The following is a 16901-nucleotide window of genomic DNA, read 5'->3' on the forward strand; positions in this document are numbered from 1 at the left end:
GCGCGTCTCTTCGCTTATTTTTGAAATAAAATTATCAGGACCGTTTGAAATGCCTTCATATCGTTCGCGCACTACCACCCACGGCCGCAATATGGCGGGTGCCCGCGGCCTCTGGCGCGCGACGGGGATGAAGGACAGCGACTTCGGCAAGCCGATCATCGCGGTGGTCAACAGCTTCACGCAGTTTGTGCCCGGTCACGTCCACCTGAAAGATCTCGGCCAGATGGTCGCGCGCGAGATCGAGGCGTCGGGCGGCGTTGCCAAGGAATTCAACACGATCGCGGTCGATGACGGGATCGCGATGGGCCACGACGGCATGCTCTATTCGCTGCCGAGCCGCGACCTGATCGCGGATTCGGTCGAATATATGGTCAACGCGCATTGCGCCGACGCGATGGTGTGCATCTCGAACTGCGACAAAATCACGCCGGGCATGCTCATGGCAGCGCTGCGCATCGATATTCCCGTCGTGTTCGTCTCGGGCGGGCCGATGGAAGCCGGCAAGGTCGTGATCAAGGGCAAGGAGGTCGCGCTCGATCTGGTCGACGCGATGGTCGCCGCCGCCGATGAGAAATATAGTGACGAGGAAGTGGCCGAAATCGAACGCGCGGCGTGTCCGACCTGCGGTTCGTGCTCGGGCATGTTCACCGCCAATTCGATGAACTGCCTGACCGAAGCGCTGGGGCTGTCGCTTCCCGGCAACGGATCCACGCTGGCGACCCACGCCGACCGCAAGGAGCTGTTCCTGCGCGCCGGTCGCATCGTCGTCGAAATGTGTAAGCGCCATTATGAGCAAGACGACGACAGCGTCTTGCCGCGCAATATCGCGACCTTCGAGGCGTTCGAGAATGCGATGAGCCTCGACATCGCGATGGGCGGATCGACCAACACGGTGCTCCACCTGCTCGCCGCGGCGTTCGAGGCGGGGGTCGACTTCACGATGGACGACATCGACCGGCTGTCGCGCCGCGTGCCGTGCCTGTCGAAAGTCGCGCCCGCCAAGTCGGACGTCCATATGGAGGACGTCCACCGCGCCGGCGGGATCATGGCGATCCTCGGCCAGCTCGAACGCGCGGGGCTGCTCCATGCGCATCTGCCGACGGTGCACAGCGCGACGCTGGGCGACGCGCTCAACAAATGGGACATCTCGCGGACCAACGATCCCGAGGTGCAGAAATTCTTCATGGCAGCGCCCGGCGGGGTGCCGACACAGGTCGCGTTCAGTCAGGACCGGCGCTGGGACGACCTCGATCTCGACCGCGAAGCCGGCGTGATCCGCTCGGCCGAGCACGCGTTCAGCCAGGACGGCGGGCTCGCGGTGCTGTCGGGCAACATCGCGCTCGACGGCTGCATCGTGAAGACCGCGGGGGTCGACGAAAGCATCCTGAAATTTACGGGTCCGGCCAAGGTATATGAAAGCCAGGACGCGGCGGTCTCGGGCATTCTCACCGGGCAAGTCGAGGCGGGCGACGTCGTCGTCATCCGTTACGAGGGGCCGAAGGGCGGGCCGGGGATGCAGGAAATGCTCTATCCGACGAGCTATCTGAAGTCGAAAGGGCTGGGCGCCGCGTGCGCGCTGGTCACCGACGGACGCTTTTCGGGCGGCACGTCGGGGCTGTCGATCGGCCACGCCTCGCCCGAAGCCGCCGAGGGCGGAACGATCGGGCTGGTCGAGAATGGCGACCTGGTCGAAATCGACATTCCGAAGCGCACGATCAACCTGATGGTCGCCGACAAGGTGCTCGCCGACCGCCGCGCCGCGATGGAAGCCAAAGGCGACGCCGCCTGGCAACCCGCCAAGCCGCGCCCGCGCAAGGTTTCGGTAGCACTTCAGGCCTATGCCGCAATGACGACCAGCGCCGCGCGCGGAGCTGTGCGCGACCTGTCGCAGCTGAAGGGCAAGGGATGAGAAGACTCGGGGGGGCATTACTGGTGCTGGTTGCGCTCACGGGCTGCAATCGCGCACCCGACAACAGCGACCTTGCCGAAGCCGAGGCGCGCGGATCGCGCGAAGCCGCCGAGAACGGCCGCATCGAATGCGCGCTCGAGGGCGCCAAGCTGTTCGACCGGACCTGTACCGTCGAGGAGATGAGCGGCGAGGGCGGGGCGGTGCTCGTCGTCGGGCGCAGCAATGTCGGTTATCGCCGTCTGCAGATCACCACCGACGGACGCGGCGTCGTGTCCGCCGACGGCGCCGAGCCCGCGAAAGTGAGCATCATCGGTAACAATGTCATCGAGGTCGCGATCGGCAACGACCGCTATCGCCTTCCGGCGAACACCGGCGGCGCGAAGTAGTCGCTTTCGCCCGATCGTGATAGGACAGGGTGCATGTCCGTTCCCGCCGATGCCCCGATCCTGACCGCCAAGGCGATGCGCGAGGCCGAGGCCGCGTGCGCGATCCAGGGGACATCGCTCTCCGAATTGATGGACCTCGCGGGCGCCGCGGTCGCCGATACCGCGTGGCGTATGGCGGCGGGCGCACCGATCCTGATCCTGTGCGGCCCCGGCAACAATGGCGGCGACGGTTATGTCGCGGCACGGCTGCTCGCAGAGCGGGGCGCGACGGTGCGCGTTGCCGCGCTGGCCGAGCCCACAACCGATCTGGCAAAGGCGGCGCGGGCAGGGTGGAGCGGGCCTGTCGAGCCGCTGAACGGCCGCCTTGCCCCCGCGCCTTTGATCGTCGACGCGCTGTTCGGCGTCGGGCTGTCGCGGCCGATCCCGGACGGGCTGGCCATAATCCTCCGACATTTTTCCGACCGGCGAATCCTGGCGGTCGACCTGCCGAGCGGGATGGAGAGTGACGGCGCCCAGGACTGGATGCCGCCGCTCGCCGCCGATGTGACGCTGGCGCTGGGAGCGCTCAAGCCCGCGCATGTTCTGCTGCCGACCGCGCCGGGTTGCGGGCGCGTCCTGCTCGCGCCCATCGGCATATCGGCGAGCAAGGCGATGCGCAGCTTGCCCCCTCCGCGGACGCCCCAACCCGATGTCACGGCGCACAAATTCACGCGCGGCATGGTGCTGGTCTCCGCCGGGCCCATGCGCGGCGCCGCCGGCCTGGCCGCCGCGGCAGCGCTGCGCGCGGGCGCAGGCTATGTCGTGCTCGACGGCAGCGATAGGGCACCCCTGTCGGCGATCATTGCCGAGAGCGATGCGAAATTCGGCGAGCGGCTCGATGATCCGCGCATCGGCGCGGTCGTGATCGGACCGGGATTTCCGGCGGGCGACGAATTGCTGTTCAATGTCGAGGCGGCGCTCGATTCGGGCAAGCCACTGGTGTTCGACGCGGCCGCGATCGACGCCGCGCTGCCGCGCCTGTCCGAAACGCCGCGCCATGCGATCCTGACCCCGCATGAGGGTGAGTTTGCCCGCGCCTTCCCGCAGCTTTACGGCAGCAAGATCGACCGTGCCAAAGCGGCCGCCGCGCGGACGCGCGCCGTCATCGTCTATAAGGGCGCCGACACCGTCATCGCCGCGCCTGACGGCCGTGTTGCCGCCGCCTGGCCGGGTAGCCCCTGGCTCGCGACGGCGGGGACGGGCGATGTGCTTGCAGGGGCATGCGGCGCGATGCTCGCGCGCGGCGGCGATACCTTCGATGCCGCGGTCGCCGCGGTGGGCTGGCATATCGCGCAGGCCGCGCGTATAGGCCCCGGCCTTGTCGCCGACGATCTGGTTAGGGAATGAAATGACTGAAGCTGCGCTGATCGAGCGCATTGCCGCGCGCGGCGATGGCGTGACGGGCGACGGCCGCCATGTGGCGGGCGGCGTGCCGGGCGACCGTGTCCGCGACGACGGCATCATCATTCCGGGTCCGAACCGTACCGACCCGCCGTGCCGCCATTTCGGCAAATGCGGGGGCTGCCAGTTGCAGCATGTCGCGGAACCCGCGCTTGCCGACTTTGTGCGCGACCGCGTGGTCGGTGGGCTGGAGGGGCAGGAGGTGACCGGCATTCACGTGCTGCCCGCGGTGCTTTCGCCCGCGCAAAGCCGCCGCCGCGCCGTCCTGACCGCGCTTCGCACTGGCAAGCAGGTCGCGATCGGCTTTAACGCTGCGCAGAGCAACCACATCGTCGACATGCGGATGTGCCCGCTGTTGCTCCCCGAACTGTTCGCATTGATCGCACCGGTGCGCGAATTGCTGGTGATGATCGCGCAGCCGCGGCGACCGGTGAAGGTGAAGCTGCAAATGCTCGATCAAGGCGTCGAGTTGATCCTCGAGGGAGTGAAGGCCGAGGGACTCGATGCCGCGATGGCGCTGCAGGATTTTGCCGGCGCGCATAAATTGGCACGCTTCGCGATCGATCAGGGCGATGGCCTCGAAATCCTGTGGCAGCCCGAGCCGCCGACGATGCGTTTTGGCGACATCCTCGTCGAAGTGCCGCCCTTTGCCTTTCTGCAGCCGACGAGCGCGGGGCAGGCCGCCCTGATCGAAGCAGTGACCAAGGCGATCGGTGACGCCGGCGCGGTCGCCGACCTGTTCGCCGGCGTCGGCACTTTTGCGCTGTCGGTGCAGGCGGGACGCAAAGTCTATGCCGCCGAAGGCGCGCGCGACGCGATCGCCGCGCTGGCGGGCGCGGCGAACCGCGCGCGCGCGCTCGTCGCGACCGAGCATCGCGACCTGTTCCGCCGCCCGCTGGTGCCCGCCGAGCTCAACCGCTTCGGCGCGATCATCCTCGACCCGCCGCGCGCGGGGGCGGAAGAGCAGGTGAAACAGCTCGCGGCATCGGCCGTGCCGGTGATCGCCTATGTCAGTTGCAACCCGGCGAGCTTCGCGCGCGACGCAAAGACGCTGATCGAAGGCGGCTACACGCTCGATTGGGTGCAGCCCGTCGGCCAGTTCCGCTGGTCGACCCATGTGGAACTGGCCGCAAAGTTTTCGCGCTAGAGGCTCAATGCAACACGAAACCGATGAAGGCGTGGACACACAGCGCCAGTAACGCGAGGCTCGCCAGCGCGAAGATGCCGAAACGCCACATCACGCGGTTGACCGTCGCCTGAATCAGGCTGTGGACGATGCGCAAGGCCACATAGGCCCACGCGATCTGCGCGTTGAGCCCGCCGCCCATGCCGCCGATCGCCAGCGCAAGCGCGACGGCGTAGAAGATCGTCGGCTGTTCCATCAGATGGTTATAGTTGTGCGCCTTCCACTGAACTTCTTGCGGCAGCACATCGTCGAGCCCCTTGCCGGTGCCGCCGACCATCTTGGCTGCGTCGATCTTGGCGCGGCTCATCGCGGGGATGCGCGTCGCGTACATCCATACCCACATGACCATCGACCAGAGCGCGAGCGCCGCGACCGGCCCCAATATTGCATTATTTTCCATGATCTTCCCCCTCAACCCAAAGTGGCAATAACCGCCAGCAACGACAATGCGAGCAGGCAAAAGGTCGACAGCCCGAAGATCGCAAAGCGAACCGGCACGCGGTTCACGCGCGCCTGCCACAGGCTGTGGACGATCCGCAGAACGACATAGGCCCATGCAAGGCCGCGGGTGAGATCTGTGCTGCCGCCCGAAAGGCGCAGGAAAAGGATCACCGCATAGAAGAGCGTCGGCTGTTCGAGCAGATGCGTGTAATTATGCGATTTCCAGTTCACCTGCGGCGGCAGGATATTCTCGAGGTCGGCGCCGCGGCCGCCCGGCGGTGCGGCTTTCAGATCGATGCCCGATTTGGCGAGCGCCGGAAACCGCGTCGCGGCGACCCAGCCGAGCATGATGAGTGTCCACAGCGCGAGGACCGCGCCGGGCGCGAGCAGGCTTTCTGGCATAGATGTTCCCCCTTATTCTGTGGGCCGGGATGCTAGAGCGCATCGCCGACAATGCAACGGCAGACGTTCAAGCCTTGTCGCTCGCCAGTTCCGCGCGGATAACCGGCCCATCGCCGTCGACGCGCGGCGCGAAACCCAGATCCTGCGGCGGCATCGCGCCATATTTCACCGGTGGCTGCATCTCGTGGAAGGCACCGACATCGGGATGCGTGCGGTGGCGGAAGAAACCCGTCGCGACGAAATGGGGATCCTCCCTGATGTCCTCTAGGTCACGCGCCGCCATCGCCGGAATGTCGTTGGCGGCGAAGAGCGCCAGCCATTCGGCGTTGGACTTCGCCGGGGTCTTGCGCGCGATTTCGCTATAGATGATCGGCATATGCTGCCCCTTCGCTTTCGCCGCCGCATATTCGGGCGTTTCGAGCAGGTCGGCGCTCCCGAGCAGTTCCATCAGCCGTGCGGTCGATTCGGGCGTATAGGGGACGATCGCGAGATGTCCGTCGCGCGTCGGGAAGGGCTGACGCGTCGGGTCGAGCTGGCGCGGATAACCCGCGGGTCCGATCGGCGGGTCGAGCGCCGCGTCGCGCAGATGCTCGGTAAGCATGAACGAGGCGAAGCATTCGAACATCGGCACCTCGACCTCCTGCCCCTCACCGGTGCGCAGCTTGTGAACCAGTGCGGCGAGGATGGCCTGTGCGCCGAATTGACCTGCGATCTTGTCGGCGATCAGCGAGGGGAAATAGCGCGGGCTGGGGTTCCCGTCGACACGCGGGAGAAGGCTCGTTGTCCCTGTCGCGGCCTGGATGACATCGTCATAGGCCTGGAGGTCGGCGTAAGGGCCGTCCTGCCCGAAACCGGTGCCATGGACATAGATGATATCGGGTTTGAGCGCCTTGCAGCCTTCATAGTCGAAGCCGAGGCGCGCGATCGCTCGCCTACGGACATTGTGGAAGAAGACATCGGCGGTCGCGATCAGATCGCGCAGCGTGGCGGCGTCCTCGGGATTTTTGAGATCGAGCGCGATCGATCGCTTGCCGCGGTTCACCGTCAGGTGGATCGACCCCATCGTCGGATCGGGAACCCCGCTGCCGAGGTATCGCGAAATGTCGCCCGTCCCCGGCGTCTCGACCTTGATCACCTCGGCGCCAAGGTCGGCGAGCATCTGTGTCGCATAGGGGCCAAAGATGACCGTCGTCAGGTCGATGATCCGGATCCCCGACAGCATAGGCATAGCTCCTCCTCTTCCGGCGCGCAGGATAGAATGATTGCAAAGTAAAACGGAAGAGGCTTCCGCAATTCTCCTTACGCCGCAGCGGGCGCTGTTTCGCTACTGCCATTTCCGGCAGCATAGGCGGCCGATATCCGGCGATAGGATCGCGAGCCAAACGCCACCAGCGTCAGCATCACGCCAAGGACGCCCGCGATCGTGAAGACGAGCGCGATCCCACGCTCGGGGCCGCGGCCGTACCAGTCGCCGATCGCATCGGCGCCCGCACCGTCGGTCATCAGCGGCACGAAGATGAACTGCGTGAGCGGCGCGATAAGGAAAGCGGTGAGTGGCGAGGCGGCTTGCTCGACCGACTGGGCAAAACCGAAGACGCGCCCCTGCCGTTCGAAGGGCACGACTTTCTGCATCGCGGTCTGTTCGGCCGCTTCGGCATAGGGGCCGAGGAACATCCAGATGAAGCAGCCGACGGCCAGCAGCGGAATCGACGACTGGATCGTAAAGACGGCGGCGACGATCCATTCGACGAGGCAGACGAAAAGCAATGTGCGGATCGGGTTTTTGCCGAGCCCGGTCCGCGAAATCACGATGCCGCTGAGGATGAAGGCACAGGACATGACCGCCCAGAGTAGGCCCCATTCCTCGACCTTCATCAGCGACAGGCCATAGGCATCCATCAGCGCCATGAACACGCCGCCGAGGAGGTTGTTGAAACAGGAGAAGAGGATCAGCGCGAGGAGGCCCGGGATACCGAGCACGACGCGCAGCGTTCCGGCCAGATCTATACGGCGTGGCGCATCCTCGGTTTCGGCGTCGCGCGGCTCGTCGACGCGAATGAAAAAGAGGTGGGTTATCGCAATCAGCGAAAGGGCGACCGCAAATCCCAGCGTCGCGACCATCCCGCCCCATGCGACGAGGAAACCGCTGATCGCCGACGTGGTGAGGAAGCCGATTCCGCTGACCATCCCGACGAGCCCGTTCGCCTTGTCGCGCCGGTCCTCGGGCACCAGCAACGTCACCAGCGTCGGAAGCGCGATCATTCGGATATTGCCGACGATCACAGCGAACATCGAGACGAGGATGAAGAGCCAGAGCGTGACGCTCGCCACCTTGGCGCTGCGGATGTCCGGGTCGATCATATAGCCAGCGAGCGCGAGCGCGTAGAGCGTCAGCGACGCGATGCTCGACACCATCATCATGTTACGCTTGCCATGATGGTCGACAAGGCTGCCGAACCATATGCCCAGCATCGCGGTGAGCACGAGATAGATGCCCGCGATCATCCCAGTCGCGAACACAGACTGGGTTTCGAGGAACGTCCAGAAGGTCAGCGCAAACCACACCGTGAAATTGGTGATGTTGGCAACCAGGTTATTTGCGAGGAGGTGATGGAAGGGCTGCATGGGCTGCGCAATCTAGCAGCGCTTCGGTATCAGGCCATTCGAAAATTTGTCCAGCCCGTCAGCGGCCTAGATCGTTCCAACCACTGCCGCGAGTGCGCGCAGCCGCTCATCGTTGCGGCGATAGAACGTCCATTGTTTGATGCGTTTGGCCGTCACCAGGTCACTGCCCTGCAGGACGCGCATATGCTCGCTGAGCGTCGATGCGTTGATGCCAAGCTTTTCCGCGATCAATTGCCCGCACACGCCATCTTCGACGAGATCGCCGTCCACCTGGGGCCGGAAATGCGCGCGGGGGTCTTTCAGCCAGGCAAGGATCTGGAGGCGGCGTTCATTTCCCAGCGCGCGGAACAGCTCGGCGTTAGTCATATTGTTAATTTGCCAACTAACGAACTATATGTCAAGGCAGGCGACCAATCGAATGGAGTCACGCCATGTCCCTGCTGCCCTTTTCCACGGTCGATGTATTCACCCAAACCCGGTTCGGCGGAAATCCGCTGGCCGTGGTGATGGGCGGTAAAGACCTGTCCGACTCGGTGATGCAGGCCGTCGCGGCGGAGTTCAACCTGAGCGAGACCACCTTCGTCCTTCCGCCCGCCGATCCGCGGCACTCGGCCCGCGTGCGCATCTTCAACCGCACCGAGGAAATGGCCTTCGCGGGCCACCCGATGGTCGGAACCGCGTTCGTCCTCGCCACGGCCAACGCCGACCTTGCGACGACGACATTCGAGATTCCTGCCGGGATCGTGGATGTCGAAGTCGAACGCGATGCGGACGGGGCTCCCGTCGGTGCCACGGTAGCGGCACCCCAGCCGCTCAGCCTTGGCGAAACGGTGGCGCCCGAGGTTGTCGCCAGGATGCTGCGCCTGGCACCGCGCGATATTCTCACCACGGCGCATCTCCCGATCCTCGCGTCGGTCGGCAACCCCTATGTCATCGCCGAACTGGATGCGGCATCACTGGCGCGATGCGACCCCGATCTGGCGGCGTTTCGCGAGACGCTGGCGGCGCACCCGCAATTCGGCACGCGCCTGTCGGTCCATGTCTATAGCAAGCAGGGCCGGACGCTGCGCGCGCGCATGTTCGCGCCACTTGCCGGAACGTGGGAAGACCCCGCGACCGGAAGTGCGAACGCGCCGCTCGCTGGCCTGCTCCTGTCGCTCGAACCCGCCACCGACGAAGCCCGGTTCGAAATCCATCAGGGCATCGAAATGGGGCGGCCCAGCCTGCTCGACGTCACTGCGCGCCGGACAGAGGACGGTATCCGCGCGACGCTGCGCGGCACCTGCATTCCGGTGATGAAGGGTGAAATCAACTGCGAGTGGGGCTGTCGGGCATTGCGGCGTCTTTGATCGCGCCGGGTTATTAAGAACATCGTGCTGAAATAAAGAAGGGGCTGGTCGCATCGCTGCGCCAGCCCCTTGCTTATCGATTGGAAGCGTTCGCGTTCAGAACAGCTTGGTCACCGTCGCGCTGCGACGTTCCTGTTCGACTTCGCCGGTGTACAGGCTGACCATCGGTTCGTCGCTGACGACGTGCGTCTCGTCGGCGCCGAAGCCGTTGAACTTGGTCCGCATCGCGCAGCCATAGGCGCCGAGCATGCCGATTTCGATGAAATCACCGGCCTTGATGTCGGCGGGCAGGAAGAACGGCCCAGCCATATGGTCGAGATCGTCGCACGTCGGGCCATAGAAGCTGAACGGCACCATCTCGGCATCGCTCTCCGGCTCGCGTTGCAGCGAGACGGGGAAGCGCCAGCCGACATGCGCGGCGTCGAACAGCGCGCCATAGGCACCGTCATTGATGTACAGCTCGTCGCCGCGGCGCTTTTCGACGCGCACGATCAGCGAGCTATACTCGGCCGACAGCGCACGGCCCGGCTCGCACCAGAGTTCCGCGGAATAGCTGATCGGCAGGCTTTCGAAGCTGCGGTGGATCGTGTCGAAATAGGCGCCCAGCGGCGGGGGCTCCATGCCGGGATAGGACGACGGAAAGCCGCCGCCGACATCGATGATGTCGACCGTGACCGACGCTGCGACGATCGCCGCGCGAACGCGTTCCATCGCCTGTGCATAGGCGTGCGGGGTCATCGCCTGGCTGCCGACATGGAAGCAGATGCCAAGCGCGTCGGCCGCCTGGCGGGTCGCCATTAGCAGTTCGACGACCTCGTCGGCTTCGGCGCCGAACTTGGCGGCGAGGCTGAGCTTCGAATGATCGGACGACACGCGGAGGCGCACGAGCAGGTTCAGGTCCTGCGCGCCTTCGGTCGCACGGACGATCTTTTCGAGCTCGTCGAGCGTGTCGAGCGAGAAGGTGCGCACGCCATGCTTCCAATAGGCTTCGGAAATCGCTTCCTCGGCCTTTACCGGATGCATGAAGCAGAGCGTCGCTTCGGGCAGCGTGCGCGCGACGAGCCGGACCTCGGCGATCGAGGCGACGTCATAATGGGTGACACCCGAATCCCACAGCACACGCAGCAGGTCGGGCGACGGATTCGCCTTGACCGCATACATGGTTGTGCCGGGAAAACGCTCGATGAAGAAACGCGCTGCGCGCCGCGCGGCGTGCGGGCGGACAAGCGTAACAGGTTCGATCGGCGAAAGTGCCTGAATCAGCCCGTGGGCGCTATGATGCTGGTGCAACTCAAGGGACCCCCAAAAATAACGTTAAACATCCAAGGCTGCCTTGCGGTTATTGGAAGTCCCCCTGGGGCAGCGGAGGGCGATATATGCAGGGGGGTCCCCCCTGTAAAGACCCTATCGCGCAATTTTGTAATACGCGGGTCGCAGAGGGGCCAAACCGGGGCCGATCTGCGCCAAACCGCGCAAATGCAAGACAAAGCCCCGAGGCCGCGCTAGGGATGGAGCATCGCCAAATCCGAAAAGGACCTCCCCGCCATGGTGTCGCGCGCCGACGTAAATCACAATTTTTCCGACGCGGAACTTGAGGAACTGGCGGCATTCGGCACGATCGAGTCGCATCGCGCGGGCGATCTGCTGGTCGAGGAAGGGGCGATGGCGCCCGATTGCATCGTCACGCTGTCGGGCCACACCGACATTTTCGCTTCGACCGACGAAGGCCGCAAGCGCGTCGGCTGGATGGAACGCGGGCAGTTCGCGGGTGACTTGTCGGTGCTGACTGGACAGCGGCATTTGTCGCGCGTCGAAATGGGCGCCGATGGGGAGATTCTCCGCATCGCGCACCCCGATTTCCAGCGGCTGATTGCAGGCAATTCGCACTATTCGGACATTTTCGTTCGCGTGCTGTCGGCGCGGCGCGAGTTCAGCAAGCATCGCGGCTTTGCCGTGACGATCATCATCGGCGCGGCAATGGACCGCAGCGTCTATGCGATGCGCGACCTGCTGATGAAGCATGGCGTCGCGCATCGCTGGTTCGACCCGGCGGATGGACCTGTTCCCGCGCACCTGATGGCCGAGCGCGGGCTGACCGACGAACAATTGCCGGTGGCTATTCTCGGCGCCGCCGACGTGCTGATCCAGCCGACGCCCGAACAGCTCGCGGCGGGGCTCGGGCTCGACCTGCTGCCCGACGGCGCGACCGCCGATGTGCTCGTGGTCGGCAGCGGCCCCGGCGGGCTCGCCGCGGCGGTCTATGCCGCGTCCGAAGGGCTGACCGTGATCGCGCTCGATTCGCTCGCGCCCGGCGGACAGGCGGGCACCTCATCGAAGATCGAGAATTACCTGGGCTTCCCGACCGGCATTTCGGGGAACGAACTCGCGCGCCGCGCGACGGTGCAGGCGCAGAAATTCGGCGCGCGGCTGGTGTCGCCGGTGCGCGCGGCGTCGATCAATCGCGACGGCGATGCCTATTGCCTGCACCTCGCCGACGGGCGGAAGCTGCGCAGCCGCGCGGTGGTGGTCGCAAGCGGCGCGAAATATCAGAGCCTGCCGATCGACGGCATCGAAGCCTATGAAGGACGCGGCATCTATTATGGCGCGACGCCGATGGAAGCGCAGCTGTGCAGCGACGCCGAGGTGACGATCGTCGGATCGGGAAATTCGGCGGGGCAGGGCGCGATCTACCTCGCGAGCGTCGCGAAGAAGGTCCACGTCATTTTCCGCCGTGGCAGCCTGCGCGAAACGATGTCCGAATATCTGGTCAAGCGCCTCGAAGAGCATCCGAATATCGAGATCATCCCGTCGACCGACGTCGTCGCGCTGCATGGCGAGGACCGGCTCGCCGGCCTGACCTATCGCTGCCGTGAAACCGGCGCCGAGGATCATTGCGATTGCGGATTCCTGTTCCTCTTCCTCGGCGCGAGCCCGAACACGACGTGGCTGCCCAAGGAAATGGTGTGCGACGAGCGCGGCTTCGTGAAGACGGGCACCGACATCGCGCCGCTCGAACTCGTCAAGGCTGGTTGGTCGCTCGACCGCATGCCGAGCCGGTTCGAGACAAGCTGGCCGCGCATTTATGCGATCGGCGACGTGCGCAAGGGATCGGTCAAGCGCGTCGCCTCGTCGGTCGGCGAGGGATCGGTCGTGGTCAGCGATATCCATCAGGCGCTGGCGGAGATCGACCCCGCCGCATCGTGAGAATTGGTGCGATCAGGCTTTCGGCTGCTGCTGCGTGGCGCAGTGAATGCCGCCGCCCGATTCGCCGATCGCATCGATCTCGATCATCTCGATCGTGCGCCCGGGATAAAGCGTTTGCAGCATTTCGCGCGCGCGGCCGTCGGCGGCCGTGTCGCCGAACTGCGCCGCGATGACGGCGCCGTTGCAGACGTAATAATTGACATAGCTGGCAACAAAATCGGGCTCGGCCGACCGGATATCCACCGGATCGGGCAGGCGGATGATGTCGAGCTTTTGCCCCCGCGCGTCGGTTGACCGCTGCAGGATTTCCAGCGTCTCGTGCCCCGATACCGACCATGGGTCATCGGGGTCGATTTCGTCGCCGAGTTGGATCAGCACTTTGCCGGGTCCCACGAACCGCGCCAGCGCGTCGATATGATAGTCGGTGATGTCCTTGCCCGAGATGCCGGGCGCCCAGATCATCTTCTTGCCGCCGAGCGCCTGCAGCAGCTTGTCGCCGACCTCGCTCTGGCTCATCCGGTTGCGGTTGGGATTTACCCAGCAGCTTGCGTGCGCCAGCAGCGTTCCCGCGCCATCATGCTCGACCCCGCCCTGCTCGCCGACAAGACCCGTTTCGATCAGCGGCATTCCCAGCTGCTCGGCCACGCGGCCTGCAATCAGGGCGTCATTGGCATGCGGCTGTTTGTTACCCCAGCCATTGAACCGGATATGCGCGACAGCGAGCTTGCCGGAAGCGTCGCGAACAAAGGCCGGTCCCGAATCGCGGCACCACAGATCGTCGGTCGGAATGTCCCAAAGCTCGACCTCGCTTGCCAGCAGGGCCCGCGCGCTTGCCGCATCGGCGTTCGCCACAAGCATCGCGACGGGCTCATGGCGAACGATCGTGTTGGCGATCCGTGCGATGGCACGCTGTACGCGCCTTAACGACGCGCGGTCATAGACGTCCAGATTGACCGGCCATTGCATCAGCGTCCGCTCGTGCGGTTCCGATTCCAGCGGCATTTCGTAACGGGCGCCGGCCTGGATCATTTTGTTGCTTACCTCGCCGCAGGCCCATATCGCGGGCGCCAATGCCGCGCTCGCACCGGCGCGCAAAAAATGCCGTCGATCCAACGCTTCACTCCCGCCGTCGCACGGCTTGTCGCTAACCAAGCCGCGTCTTGAAATCTTCGTAACCGAATTCGCGGATCAACCGGAGCTTATCGCTTTCGCTGTCCCAAAGCCAGATCGACGGCAGCGGGACGCCATTGAAGGTGTTGGTCTTCACCATCGAATAATGCGCCTGGTCGAGGAAGGCGAAGCGCTGGCCGATACGCGCGCCGCCGGGCAGACGATAGTCGCCGATGACGTCGCCTGCGAGGCACGACGGGCCGCCGAGGCGCGTCGGCATGCCTTCGCTGCCCTCATCGAGCATTGCGGGACGGTACGGCGCCTCGATCACGTCGGGCATGTGGCAGGTCGCCGAAATGTCAGTGATGCCGATCGCCATGCCATTGTCGAACAGGTCGAGCACTTCGCCGACGAGAATGCCGGCGTCGAGCGCGATCGCTTCGCCGGGTTCGATCATCACGTCGCAGTCGGTCGACGCGCGGACCTGTTTCAGAAAGGCGATCAGATCGTCGACCTGATAATCGGCGCGCGTCACATGGTGGCCGCCACCGAAATTGATCCATTTGAGCTGGTTGAAGAAGGGGCGCAGCATCGGCTGCACGGCTTCCCATGTCCGCTGGAGCGGCGGAAAATCCTGTTCGCACAGGCTGTGCATGTGGATGCCGTCGATGCCCTCCATATGTTCGGGGAGCAGCTGGGTGACCGGGAAACCGAGGCGGCTACACGGCGCGGCGGGGTCATATTTGGCGACTTCGCCTTCGCTGTGCATCGGATTGATGCGCAGGCCAATGTCGAACGTCACGCCCTTGGCGCGAAGCTCGTCGAGCAGCGGGCGGAAGCGCGCGATCTGGCCCGGCGAGTTGAAGATGAGGTGGTCGGACAGCGCCGCGATTTCGGGCAGGTCGGCTTCCTTGTATCCGGCGCAATAGGTCGCGACTTCGCCGCCATATTCGCCGCGGCCAAGCCGAGCTTCGTAAAGTCCCGAAGCGCAGACACCGTCGAGATATTCGGCGACTACCGGCCCCAACGACCACATCGAAAACGCCTTGAGCGCCGCAAGCACGCGCGCGCCGGAGGCATCGCCGATATGGCGGAGCACCGCCAGATTGGCGCGCACTTTCGCAGCATCGACGACGAAGGCGGGCGAGGGCACGCTGGTCAGGTCGAAGCGGGCAAAGGCTCCGGGGTCGCCGGCACGGGTTTCCATGTCGCTGTAAAATCCTGTCAGACCGCAATCGGTCCCTTGAAGATGAAGAACGCCCCCGCCGCAATCAGACCGAAGCCGACGAGATGGTTCAGGGTCAGCTTCTCACCGAGCCAGAAGACCGCGAACCCGGCGAATATGACCAGTGTGATCACTTCCTGCAAGGTCTTGAGTTCGGCGGCGGTGTAAACGCCATAGCCGATGCGGTTCGCAGGCACGACGAGGCAATATTCGAAAAAGGCGATGCCCCATGCGATCAGCACCGCGAGCCAGATCGGCCGCGATACCGCGCCGAGCTGCCCGTACCAGGCGAAGGTCATAAAGATGTTCGAGACGAACAGCAGGCCTATCGGCGCGAGGTAGGCGGTCATCGATTTTCCTTTGCGGACACCGGGGCGGGGCTTGGCCGCCCCGGCGCAGCAATCAGAAATCGAGCGGCGTGTCGAGTTCCTTCACTTGCCAGGGCAGGCCATGCTTATTCAGCATGTCCATGAAGGGATCGGGGTCCATCTGCTCCATGTTGAACACGCCGTCGCCGCTCCACGTCCCGGTGACCATCATCGCGGCGCCGATCATCGCGGGGACGCCGGTGGTGTAGCTCACCGCCTGGTTGCCCGTCTCGGCATAGGCGTCCTCATGGTCGCAGATATTGTAGAGATAGAGCGTCTTTTCCTTGCCATCCTTGCCAAGGCCGGTCGCGATGACGCCGATGTTGGTCTTGCCCTTGGTCGTCTCGCCGAGGCTCGATGGCTCGGGGAGCACGGCCTTCAGGAACTGCAACGGAACGATCTCGCGGCCTTCGTAGATCACCGGATCGATCCGCGTCATGCCGACATTCTGGAGGACGGTGAGGTGCGTGATGTACGCCTCGCCAAAGGTCATCCAGAAACGGATGCGTTTGATTTCGGGCAGGTGCGTCTTCAGGCTTTCGATCTCCTCATGATACATGAGGTACATCGTCTTCTCGCCCACTGCTTCGAAATCGAATTTCTGCTTCACCGACATCGGCGGGGTTTCGACCCAGTCGCCATTTTCCCAGTGGCGCGCGACCGCTGTCACTTCGCGGATGTTGATCTCGGGATTGAAGTTGGTCGCGAAATGCTGGCCATGATCGCCGCCGTTGCAGTCGAGGATGTCGAGCGTGTCGATGCGGTCGAAATGATGCTTCTTGAGCCAGGTCGTGAACACGCTCGTCACCCCGGGATCGAAACCCGAGCCGAGCAGCGCCATCAGGCCGGCGTCCTTGAAGCGGTCGTGATACGCCCACTGCCAGTGATATTCGAACTTCGCCTCGTCGCGCGGTTCATAGTTCGCGGTGTCCATATAATGCGCGCCGGTCGACAGGCACGCCTCCATGATCGTGAGGTCCTGATAGGGCAAAGCGAGGTTCACGACATGCGTCGCGCCGATCGAGCGGATCAGCGCCGCGGTCGCGTCGATATGGTCGGCGTCGACCTCGGCGGTCTTGATCGTGACGCCGGTGCGGGTCTTGACCGATTCGGCGATCGCATCGCATTTGAACTTGCGGCGGCTGGCCAGCGTGATGTCGGGAAAAATGTCGGGGTTCATCGCCATCTTGTGCACCGCGACCGAACCGACGCCGCCTGCGCCGATCACCAGAACCTTGCTCATCGAAAAATCTCCT

Annotated in this window: 16 protein-coding genes; 6 read left to right on the forward strand and 10 right to left on the reverse strand. The window is 64.5% G+C overall.

What is annotated here, in order from left to right; genetic code table 11:
• The first annotated feature begins 49 nt into the window (after positions 1–49).
• Genes ilvD through V8J55_RS13425 form a run of 4 tightly spaced genes read left to right on the forward strand, consistent with a single transcriptional unit; the run spans position 50 to position 4882 of the window.
• Positions 50–1909: a dihydroxy-acid dehydratase gene (gene ilvD, locus V8J55_RS13410; RefSeq protein ID WP_336446129.1), complete on the forward strand. Its 1860-nt coding sequence runs from the start codon at positions 50–52 to the stop codon at positions 1907–1909.
• Positions 1906–2295 carry a hypothetical protein gene (locus tag V8J55_RS13415; RefSeq protein ID WP_336446130.1) on the forward strand — a complete coding sequence of 130 codons (390 nt, stop codon included), beginning with the start codon at positions 1906–1908 and terminating at the stop codon, positions 2293–2295. Before ilvD ends, V8J55_RS13415 begins: the two co-directional genes overlap by 4 nt.
• A 33-nt stretch (positions 2296–2328) precedes the next feature.
• Positions 2329–3681: an NAD(P)H-hydrate dehydratase gene (locus V8J55_RS13420; RefSeq protein WP_336446131.1), complete on the forward strand. Its 1353-nt coding sequence runs from the start codon at positions 2329–2331 to the stop codon at positions 3679–3681.
• Between the two features lies 1 nt (position 3682).
• Positions 3683–4882, forward strand: coding sequence for a class I SAM-dependent RNA methyltransferase (locus V8J55_RS13425; RefSeq protein ID WP_336446132.1), 1200 nt, complete (start codon positions 3683–3685; stop codon positions 4880–4882).
• A 4-nt stretch (positions 4883–4886) separates the two neighbouring features.
• Here the strand turns inward: V8J55_RS13425 and V8J55_RS13430 are convergent, their stop codons facing one another.
• The 5 genes from V8J55_RS13430 to V8J55_RS13450 all read right to left on the reverse strand — a co-directional run bounded on the left by V8J55_RS13430 (position 4887) and on the right by V8J55_RS13450 (position 8755).
• Positions 4887–5321 (reverse strand): MAPEG family protein, encoded by a 435-nt coding sequence (locus V8J55_RS13430; protein ID WP_336446133.1) that lies wholly within the window; start codon positions 5319–5321, stop codon positions 4887–4889.
• Positions 5322–5332: 11 nt separating this feature from the next.
• Complete coding sequence (locus tag V8J55_RS13435) at positions 5333–5764, reverse strand: MAPEG family protein (protein ID WP_336446134.1); 432 nt, start codon at positions 5762–5764, stop codon at positions 5333–5335.
• A 67-nt stretch (positions 5765–5831) separates the two neighbouring features.
• Entirely contained in the window at positions 5832–6986 is a 1155-nt protein-coding gene (locus tag V8J55_RS13440) for a CaiB/BaiF CoA transferase family protein (protein ID WP_336446135.1), read from the reverse strand.
• 77 nt (positions 6987–7063) lie between these two features.
• Complete coding sequence (locus V8J55_RS13445) at positions 7064–8389, reverse strand: MFS transporter (RefSeq protein WP_336446136.1); 1326 nt, start codon at positions 8387–8389, stop codon at positions 7064–7066.
• Positions 8390–8455: 66 nt separating this feature from the next.
• Positions 8456–8755, reverse strand: a complete 300-nt coding sequence (locus tag V8J55_RS13450) for an ArsR/SmtB family transcription factor (protein WP_336446137.1) — start codon at positions 8753–8755, stop codon at positions 8456–8458.
• A gap of 65 nt (positions 8756–8820) precedes the next feature.
• Between V8J55_RS13450 and V8J55_RS13455 the strand changes: the two genes are divergently transcribed.
• A complete protein-coding gene (locus V8J55_RS13455; RefSeq protein WP_336446138.1) occupies positions 8821–9738 on the forward strand; it encodes a PhzF family phenazine biosynthesis protein in 918 nt (305 codons plus the stop codon).
• 96 nt (positions 9739–9834) lie between these two features.
• Here V8J55_RS13455 and V8J55_RS13460 read toward each other — a convergent pair whose 3' ends face one another.
• Positions 9835–11028 carry a type III PLP-dependent enzyme gene (locus tag V8J55_RS13460; RefSeq protein WP_336446139.1) on the reverse strand — a complete coding sequence of 398 codons (1194 nt, stop codon included), beginning with the start codon at positions 11026–11028 and terminating at the stop codon, positions 9835–9837.
• A gap of 255 nt (positions 11029–11283) precedes the next feature.
• Between V8J55_RS13460 and V8J55_RS13465 the strand changes: the two genes are divergently transcribed.
• Entirely contained in the window at positions 11284–12942 is a 1659-nt protein-coding gene (locus V8J55_RS13465; protein ID WP_336446140.1) for an FAD-dependent oxidoreductase, read from the forward strand.
• 12 nt (positions 12943–12954) lie between these two features.
• Here the strand turns inward: V8J55_RS13465 and V8J55_RS13470 are convergent, their stop codons facing one another.
• From V8J55_RS13470 to V8J55_RS13485, 4 genes are all read right to left on the reverse strand, one after another.
• Positions 12955–13971, reverse strand: coding sequence for an agmatine deiminase family protein (locus tag V8J55_RS13470; RefSeq protein WP_336446141.1), 1017 nt, complete (start codon positions 13969–13971; stop codon positions 12955–12957).
• 115 nt (positions 13972–14086) lie between these two features.
• Complete coding sequence (locus V8J55_RS13475; RefSeq protein WP_336446142.1) at positions 14087–15259, reverse strand: carboxynorspermidine decarboxylase; 1173 nt, start codon at positions 15257–15259, stop codon at positions 14087–14089.
• 17 nt (positions 15260–15276) lie between these two features.
• Entirely contained in the window at positions 15277–15627 is a 351-nt protein-coding gene (locus V8J55_RS13480; protein WP_056374698.1) for a DMT family protein, read from the reverse strand.
• 52 nt (positions 15628–15679) lie between these two features.
• The gene (locus V8J55_RS13485) at positions 15680–16888 is read right to left on the reverse strand and encodes a saccharopine dehydrogenase family protein (protein WP_336446143.1); all 1209 of its coding nucleotides are present in this window, start codon (positions 16886–16888) and stop codon (positions 15680–15682) included.
• Positions 16889–16901 lie beyond the last annotated feature (13 nt).

Source organism: Sphingopyxis sp. CCNWLW2 (assembly GCF_037095755.1).
GTDB lineage: Bacteria > Pseudomonadota > Alphaproteobacteria > Sphingomonadales > Sphingomonadaceae > Sphingopyxis.

Excerpts from the sequence above, each read along its gene's own strand:
- V8J55_RS13475 (WP_336446142.1), bottom strand. The coding sequence starts at position 15,259 with ATGGAAACCCGTGCCGGCGACCCCGGAGCCTTTGCCCGCTTCGACCTG.
- V8J55_RS13485 (WP_336446143.1), bottom strand. The coding sequence starts at position 16,888 with ATGAGCAAGGTTCTGGTGATCGGCGCAGGCGGCGTCGGTTCGGTCGCG.
- V8J55_RS13450 (WP_336446137.1), bottom strand. The coding sequence starts at position 8,755 with ATGACTAACGCCGAGCTGTTCCGCGCGCTGGGAAATGAACGCCGCCTC.
- V8J55_RS13470 (WP_336446141.1), bottom strand. The coding sequence starts at position 13,971 with ATGATCCAGGCCGGCGCCCGTTACGAAATGCCGCTGGAATCGGAACCG.
- V8J55_RS13480 (WP_056374698.1), bottom strand. The coding sequence starts at position 15,627 with ATGACCGCCTACCTCGCGCCGATAGGCCTGCTGTTCGTCTCGAACATC.
- V8J55_RS13465 (WP_336446140.1), top strand. The coding sequence starts at position 11,284 with ATGGTGTCGCGCGCCGACGTAAATCACAATTTTTCCGACGCGGAACTT.
- V8J55_RS13420 (WP_336446131.1), top strand. The coding sequence starts at position 2,329 with ATGTCCGTTCCCGCCGATGCCCCGATCCTGACCGCCAAGGCGATGCGC.
- V8J55_RS13455 (WP_336446138.1), top strand. The coding sequence starts at position 8,821 with ATGTCCCTGCTGCCCTTTTCCACGGTCGATGTATTCACCCAAACCCGG.
- V8J55_RS13435 (WP_336446134.1), bottom strand. The coding sequence starts at position 5,764 with ATGCCAGAAAGCCTGCTCGCGCCCGGCGCGGTCCTCGCGCTGTGGACA.
- V8J55_RS13425 (WP_336446132.1), top strand. The coding sequence starts at position 3,683 with ATGACTGAAGCTGCGCTGATCGAGCGCATTGCCGCGCGCGGCGATGGC.
- V8J55_RS13440 (WP_336446135.1), bottom strand. The coding sequence starts at position 6,986 with ATGCTGTCGGGGATCCGGATCATCGACCTGACGACGGTCATCTTTGGC.
- ilvD (WP_336446129.1), top strand. The coding sequence starts at position 50 with ATGCCTTCATATCGTTCGCGCACTACCACCCACGGCCGCAATATGGCG.
- V8J55_RS13445 (WP_336446136.1), bottom strand. The coding sequence starts at position 8,389 with ATGCAGCCCTTCCATCACCTCCTCGCAAATAACCTGGTTGCCAACATC.
- V8J55_RS13430 (WP_336446133.1), bottom strand. The coding sequence starts at position 5,321 with ATGGAAAATAATGCAATATTGGGGCCGGTCGCGGCGCTCGCGCTCTGG.
- V8J55_RS13415 (WP_336446130.1), top strand. The coding sequence starts at position 1,906 with ATGAGAAGACTCGGGGGGGCATTACTGGTGCTGGTTGCGCTCACGGGC.